At 64.8% G+C, this 7,119-nt stretch carries 5 protein-coding genes; all 5 read left to right on the top strand.

Annotated elements, in window-relative coordinates; translation table 11 throughout:
* A partial coding sequence (locus ABYB95_RS13500) for a TIGR03087 family PEP-CTERM/XrtA system glycosyltransferase (RefSeq protein WP_372659080.1) occupies positions 1–1,125 on the top strand: 1,125 nt, incomplete at its 5' end.
* A complete protein-coding gene (xrtA, locus tag ABYB95_RS13495; RefSeq protein ID WP_372659079.1) occupies positions 1,122–2,711 on the top strand; it encodes an exosortase A in 1,590 nt (529 codons plus the stop codon). The genes ABYB95_RS13500 and xrtA, both read left to right, overlap by 4 nt.
* A gap of 2 nt (positions 2,712–2,713) precedes the next feature.
* Complete coding sequence (locus tag ABYB95_RS13490; protein ID WP_372659078.1) at positions 2,714–4,618, top strand: XrtA/PEP-CTERM system amidotransferase; 1,905 nt, start codon at positions 2,714–2,716, stop codon at positions 4,616–4,618.
* Positions 4,615–5,778, top strand: a complete 1,164-nt coding sequence (locus ABYB95_RS13485; RefSeq protein ID WP_372659077.1) for a TIGR03088 family PEP-CTERM/XrtA system glycosyltransferase — start codon at positions 4,615–4,617, stop codon at positions 5,776–5,778. The genes ABYB95_RS13490 and ABYB95_RS13485 overlap by 4 nt, the downstream gene beginning before the upstream one ends.
* A 2-nt stretch (positions 5,779–5,780) precedes the next feature.
* A partial coding sequence (locus ABYB95_RS13480) for a lipopolysaccharide biosynthesis protein (protein WP_372659076.1) occupies positions 5,781–7,119 on the top strand: 1,339 nt, incomplete at its 3' end.

The following is a 7,119-nucleotide window of genomic DNA, read 5'->3' as shown; positions in this document are numbered from 1 at the left end:
GTTTTCCTGGGCACCTTCATCGACGATCCGGACGATGAACAACACCTGTCCACCGTGCGCGGCATCTGCCCCGACCTGCACGTGGAGCGCATCAACCCGCGCATGGCCAAGGTCGCCAGTCTGACGGGCTTGCTGACCGGGGAGGCCTTGACCCTGGCCTTCTACCGCAGCGCAGGCATGCGCGCCTGGGTGGACCGTGTGGTGGCGGAGCACGCCATGGATGCCAGCGTGGTGTTCTCGTCGGCCATGGCGCAGTACGCTCAGCCACTGCTCCCGCGTGTGCCCATGGTGGTGGATTTTGTGGACGTGGATTCGGCCAAGTGGAGCCAATACGCACCCGAGCACCGCTGGCCCATGTCCTGGTTGTACCGGCGCGAAGGCCAGCGTTTGCTGGCTTTTGAACGCCAGGTCGCATTGCAGGCACGGCAGTCCTTTTTTGTCACGCCGAACGAAGTGGCCTTGTTCCTGGCGAGCGCGCCCGAGAGTGCCGACCGGGTTCGTTCGGTCAGCAACGGCGTGAACGCGGATTTTTTTGCGCCCGATGCTGCGCTGGACAACCCGTTCGCGAGCGGTGAGCTGCCGGTGGTGTTCACCGGTGCCATGGACTACTGGCCGAATGTCGACGGCGTGAGCTGGTTCGTGGCCGACATCTTGCCGCGCTTGCGCCAGCGTTGGCCACAGGCCCGCTTCTACATCGTGGGGCGCCATCCAACGGCCCAGGTTTTGGCCTTGGCCAGCGAGCACGTGGTGGTGACCGGCACGGTGCCCGATGTGCGGCCCTACATCCAGCATGCCGCCGCCGTGGTGGCGCCCTTGCGGGTGGCGCGGGGTATACAGAACAAGATACTGGAAGCGATGGCAATGGCGCAACCGGTGGTCACCGTGCCCTCGTGCGCCGAAGCCATTGGGGCTTCGTCTGAGCAGGGCTTGATCGCGGCGGCGTCCGAGGCCGCCTTCGAACAGGCGGTTCAAGACCTGCTCGCTGCGTCGGTGCAGCGGCAAACCTTGGGCGCTGCCGCGCGCCAATACGTCTTGCAGGCCTACAGCTGGCAGGCACATTTGAGCGGGATCGATCCGTACCTCGTGCCCGTCTCGTCTGAGGCGGCTCTGGAGCCGGCGCCATGAGCACCGGTTTGCCCATGTCCACGCGCTGGCGCAACACCTCGCTGATGCTGGTCTTGCTGATGGCCTTCATTCTGCTGTTGTACGGGCGGACCGCCTGGGGCATGGCGATGATCTGGGCCCGCTCCGATACCTACGCCCATGGTTTTGTCGTACCTTTGATCTCGCTGTGGCTGGCCTGGCGCCAGCGCGCGGTTGTCCTGGCCTTGGTGCCTGCCCCCGGGGCTTGGGCCTGGCTGGGTATGTTGTGCGCGGCGGGGCTGTGGCTGGCAGGCGACCTGGTGGCGGTGAACGCGGTCACCCAGCTGGCATTGGTGGCCATGCTGGTGCTGGCTGTGCCCGCGGTCGCGGGTTGGGCCGTGGCCCGTGCCCTGACGTTCCCCCTGGGTTTTCTGTTTTTCTCGGTGCCACTGGGCGATTTCATGTTGCCCCAGCTCATGGAATGGACCGCCGATTTCACCGTGCTCGCGCTGCGCCTGAGCGGCATCCCGGTGTTCCGCGAAGGCCTGCAGTTCGTCATTCCGTCGGGCAACTGGTCGGTGGTGGAGGCCTGCAGCGGCATCCGCTACATGATTGCTTCGCTCACCGTGGGCTGCCTGTTCGCCTACCTGAGCTACAGCAGTTTGCGCAAGCGCTGGATCTTCATGGGCGTGGCCTTGCTGGTGCCGGTGGTGGCCAACTGGCTGCGCGCCTATCTCATCGTGATGGTGGGGCATTTGTCTGGGAACGCGCTGGCCACCGGGGTGGACCACCTGATTTATGGCTGGTTGTTCTTTGGTCTGATCATTTCGGTCATGTTGTTCATTGGCGCGCGCTGGACCGATGCCTCGATGCTGATCGCACCGGCACCGGTGGGCACAGCCGGTGCTTTGCCGACCTCAGGTCCGTCGCGTGGCCGCACCAGTGTATGGGCCTTGACCGCCGCAGCCTTTGTGGTCGCATGGGCGCCCCACGGCGTGGAATGGGTGCTGCGCCAGGGCAGCAATCCGCATGCGGTGCAGCTGGCCGCGGTGCCCCCACAGGCGGGCTGGTCGAGCCACGACATGCCCTTGAGCGACTGGCGGCCCGCTTTTGAACACACCTCGGCCGATACCGATGCTGTGTATGCCGATGCACAACAACATCTGGTGGGCCTGCATCTCGCGTACTACCGCCAACAAGATTACGAACGCAAGCTGGTCAGCTCCGAGAACATGCTGGTCAAGCACAACGACCCCCGTTGGGCGCGCGTCTCCACTGGCAGCGCCCACACGCAACTGGCGGGAGAGCCCCTGGCGGTGGACACGGCGGTGTTGCGCGAGAGCGGACAAGGCCTGGCCCACACCGGCAAACGTCTGCTGGCCTGGCGCTTTTATTGGGTGCATGGACGCTTCACGTCCAGCGACTCCTGGGCTAAAGTGCTGGGAGCGCTGGCCCGCATCCAGGGGCGGGGCGACGATGCCGCCATCGTGGTGGTGTACACGCCGCTGGACCCGCAGGTTCTGGCCGATCAGGCCCAGGAAGCCGCCACGCAAACCTTGCAAGCCTTTTTGGCCGGGCATGGCGAGGTCTTGCGCCTGGCCTTGCAACAAACCCGCGGACAGGACTGACTATGTGCGGCATTTCCGGCTTGTTTGACACCCGGGGTCTGGGCGCTTTCGATCAGCGTCTGGCCGAGCACATCAACAACATACAGGCCCACCGCGGACCGGACGAAGCCGGTCTGCACCTGGAGCCCGGCCTGGCGCTGGGGCACCACCGCCTGTCCATCATCGACTTGTCCACCGGCCAGCAGCCGCTGTTCAACGAAGACGGCAGCGTGTGTGTGGTCTTCAACGGCGAGATTTACAACTTCCAGGAACTGGTGCCCGAACTGCAGCAGCTGGGCCACCACTTCAAGACGCGCAGCGACACCGAAGTCATCGTGCACGCCTGGGAGGCCTGGGGCGAGGCCTGCGTGCAGCGTTTCCGGGGCATGTTCGCCTTCGCCCTGTGGGACCGCAACCAGGGCACGCTGTTCCTGGCGCGCGACCGCCTGGGCGTCAAGCCGCTGCACTACGCGCTCTTGCCCGACGGTACTTTTGTCTTCGGCTCCGAGCTCAAGGTGATCACCGCCTGCCCCGGCTTCGACCGCCAGATCGATCCCTTGGCGGTGGAGGCCTATTTTTCGCTCGGTTACGTGCCCGATCCGCGCTGCATCTACCAAAACGCCCACAAGCTGCCGTCGGCCCACACGCTGACGATCCGGCGCGGCATGACCGCCTTGCCCGAAACCAAAGCCTATTGGGACGTGCGCTTCAGCAACGACAACCCCATCACGCAGCCCGATGCCGAGGCCGAGCTGCGGCAGCGGGTGAGCGATTCGGTGCGGCTGCGCATGATCGCCGACGTGCCGCTGGGGGCATTTTTGTCGGGCGGGGTGGACTCCAGCGCCGTGGTGGCGTCCATGGCCGGGCAGACCAGCACACCGGTGCGCACTTGCGCCATCGGTTTCGACAACCCGGATTTCAACGAGTCCGCTTTTGCGCAACAGGTGGCGCAGCGCTACGGCACCGACCACCGGCTCGAAGTGGTTCAGAGCGACGATTTCGATCTGATCGACACCCTGGCCTGGCTGTACGACGAGCCTTTTGCCGACAGCTCGGCGCTGCCCACTTACCGCGTCTGCCAGATGGCGCGCAAGCACGTGACGGTGGCCTTGTCGGGCGACGGTGGCGATGAAAGCTTAGGGGGCTATCGGCGTTACCGCATGCACCTGGGCGAAGAGCAGGTGCGCGGGCGGCTGCCCCTGGGGCTGCGCCAACCGGTGTTTGGTGCTTTGGGCAGTGTGTATCCCAAGGCCGACTGGGCGCCGCGCATGTTCCGCGCCAAAACCACGTTTCAAGCCATGTCCATGGACACGGTGCAGGCCTACCACCACAGCATGTCGCATCTGCGCGCCGACCAGCGCGAGCAGCTCTTTTCCCCCGAATTCCTGCGCAGCCTGGGCGGCTACAACGCGGTGGAGGTGTTTCGCGAACACGCCGAGCAGGCGCAAACCGACGACCCGCTGGCGCTGATCCAGTACCTGGACTACAAAACCTGGCTGGTGGGCGACATCAACACCAAGGTGGACCGCGCCAGCATGGCCCATTCGCTGGAGGTGCGTGAGCCTTTGATGGACCACGAGCTCGTGGAATGGCTGGCCACCCTGCCCAGCGATTTCAAGATACGCGGTGGCGAGGGCAAATACATCTTCAAGAAGGCGTTCGAGCCCTTGCTGCCACACGAAGTCCTGTACCGGCCCAAGATGGGCTTTTCGGTGCCACTGGCGGCCTGGCTGCGTGGACCGCTGGCCCAGCGCATGCGCGAGTCGGTGCTGAGCGAGCGCATGCTGGCTTCGGGATTTTTTCGGCAGGCGAGCTTGCAGCGCCTGGTGGACCAGCATTTGGCGGGCTCGTTTGACCACGCCACCGCGCTTTGGATGCTCATCATGTTCGATGCGTTCCTGCGGCTGGGTGAGAGGGCGCCGGCATGAGCCCACAGATGCGCCGCCTGCGCATCGTTCACGTGGTCTACAGTTTTGCTATCGGTGGGCTGGAGAACGTGATCGTGCAATTGATCAACCGGCTGCCCACCGATCGCTTCGAACACGTGGTGTTGTCGCTCACCACCATCAGCGCGTTCAAGGAGCGTATCCAGGTGCCCGGTGTGCAGTTCATCGAACTGAAAAAGGCGCCGGGCCATGCCATTCCCCTGTACCCGCGCATCTACCGCCTGCTGCGCCAGCTGCGGCCCGATGTGGTGCACAGCTGCAATCTGGCGGCACTGGAGATCGCGCCCCTGTCCTGGCTGGCCCGGGTGCCGCTGCGGGTGCATGCCGAACACGGTTGGGACGCACACGACCCACAAGGCGCGAACCCGCGCTACCGTCGTCTGCGCCGGTTTTACAAGCCGTTTGTGAGCCACTTCGTGGCGGTCTCGCAAGACATCGACCGCTACCTGGGCGAGGCGGTGAAGCTGGCACCCGAGCGGCACAGCTGGATCGCCAACGGCGTGGACACCCGCGTGTTCGCCCCGGCAGAAGGGCCGCCCGCCTTGGTGCCGGGCTGTCCGTTTGATCCGCAGCAACACTGGATGGTGGGCACGGTCGGGCGGCTGCAGACGGTGAAGAACCAGCCCTTGCTGGCGCGTGCATTTGTGCAATTGCTGCAGGACCACCCCGAACTGGCTGCGCGTGCGCGCCTGGTGCTGGTGGGCGAGGGCCCGCTGCGTGGCGAGGTCGAAGCCGTGCTGCAGCAAGCGGGTCTGGCGCACCTGGCCTGGCTGGCCGGCGCGCGCGACGATGTGGCGGCCATCATGGCTTTGCTGCGCTGCTTTGTGCTGCCGTCCCAGGCCGAAGGCACTTCTTGCACCTTGCAAGAGGCCATGGCTTGCGGTTTGCCGGTGGTGGCCACCGCCGTGGGCGGGACGCCGGAACTGGTGCACCACGGCCGCTCGGGCTTGCTGGTGCCACCCGACGAGGCGCAAGAAATGGCCCAAGCCATCTGGCGCTGCTACGCCGAGCCGGGGCTGGGTGAAGCGCTGGGCCACTCGGCACGCGAACAGGCTTTGGCCCACTTTAATATCGACGTCATGGTTCAACGGTATCAATCGATCTTCCTGCAACAGCCGCATGGTCAAGGTGAACAGGTTTGAACATGCGCCACACCGGATCTGCCAGTACCCTGCCCATGGAGTTGCCTGTTGGCCCTTTGCACGGGCCGCCAGCGCCCCCAGGCAACCCCCAGCAGATGCCGCCCAAACCCCGAGCCACCCCCAAGCGCAACCTGATACGGGGCGCCTTCTGGACCGTGGGCACCCGTTGGGCGATCAAGGGCATCGGTTTTCTGAACACGGTGATCATGGCCCGCCTGCTGATGCCGGCCGACTACGGCATGGTGGCCATGGCCATGCTGGTGGTGGGCTTGATCCAGGCCATGATGGATTTCGACGCTTCCACCGCCTTGTTGCGCAAAGGCGAGGTCAGCAAGGACGAAATCGATTCGGCCTGGACTTTGAAAATGCTGGAGAGCCTGGCGGTCGGACTGATCCTGCTGTGCATTTCTCCGCTGGCCGCCGGGTACTTCGAGGAACCCCGGGTGCAGACCATTTTGTGGACCCTGGCCGTGTGCGTGGCGCTCACCGGTATGTCCAACGTCGGCATGACGCTGGCGCAGAGGGACTTTCGCTTCCACATCGAATTCCGTTTGCAGGTGGTGTCCAAGACGCTAAGCGTGCTGGCCACCATCGTGTCGGGCTATCTGCTGCGCGACTACCGGGCGCTGGTCATCGGCATCAGCACCGGCTACATCAGCAATCTGGTCATGAGCTATGTGCTGCATCCTTACCGGCCGCACTGGAACACCAGCAAGATCGGCGAAATCTGGGCCGTCACCAAATGGTTGATGCTGGCGGGCATCGGCTCGTACCTGCTGCGCAAGAGCGACGAACTCATTGCGGCCCGCCTGGGCACGGCCGGGGATTTCGGCTTGTACAACGTGGGCTCCGACCTGGGGCGCCTGCCCATCGGCGAGCTCGGGCCGGCGATGTTGCGGGCTTTTCTGCCGGTGCTCTCCAGCATCCAGGACGATGTGCAACGCACCAATGCGGCGGTGCTGAAAACACTGGCCGCCGTCAACAGCATCACCTTGCCCATGGGCTTTGGCGTGGCCGCGATTGCGGTGCCGCTGACCGAGCTGATTCTGGGGCCGCAATGGACGGAGTCGGCCCGGTTTGTGGCGCTGTTCGCGCTGGTGGCTTGCACGCAATGCGCCATGAGCCCGCTCAATACCTTGTTGATCCTGCGTGGCCATACCCGCAGCCAGAGCGTGGTGCTCTGGGTGGAGTTCGTTGCGTTTATGGGGGCGGCGGCGTTGTTGGTGCCGCACCTGAGCTTCAAGGGTCTGGTCTGGGCGCGTTTGTTCGCCGCCCTGGTCAATGCCCTGGTGACGGCCTGGAGCGCGCGCAAGCACTGCGGTGTGCCCTTGCTGGCCACTG

Source organism: Hydrogenophaga sp., assembly GCF_041633695.1.
Classification (GTDB): Bacteria; Pseudomonadota; Gammaproteobacteria; order Burkholderiales; family Burkholderiaceae_C; genus Hydrogenophaga.
The sequence above is the reverse complement of the archived record's forward strand: the minus strand, read 5'-3'. Positions and strand labels throughout refer to the sequence as shown.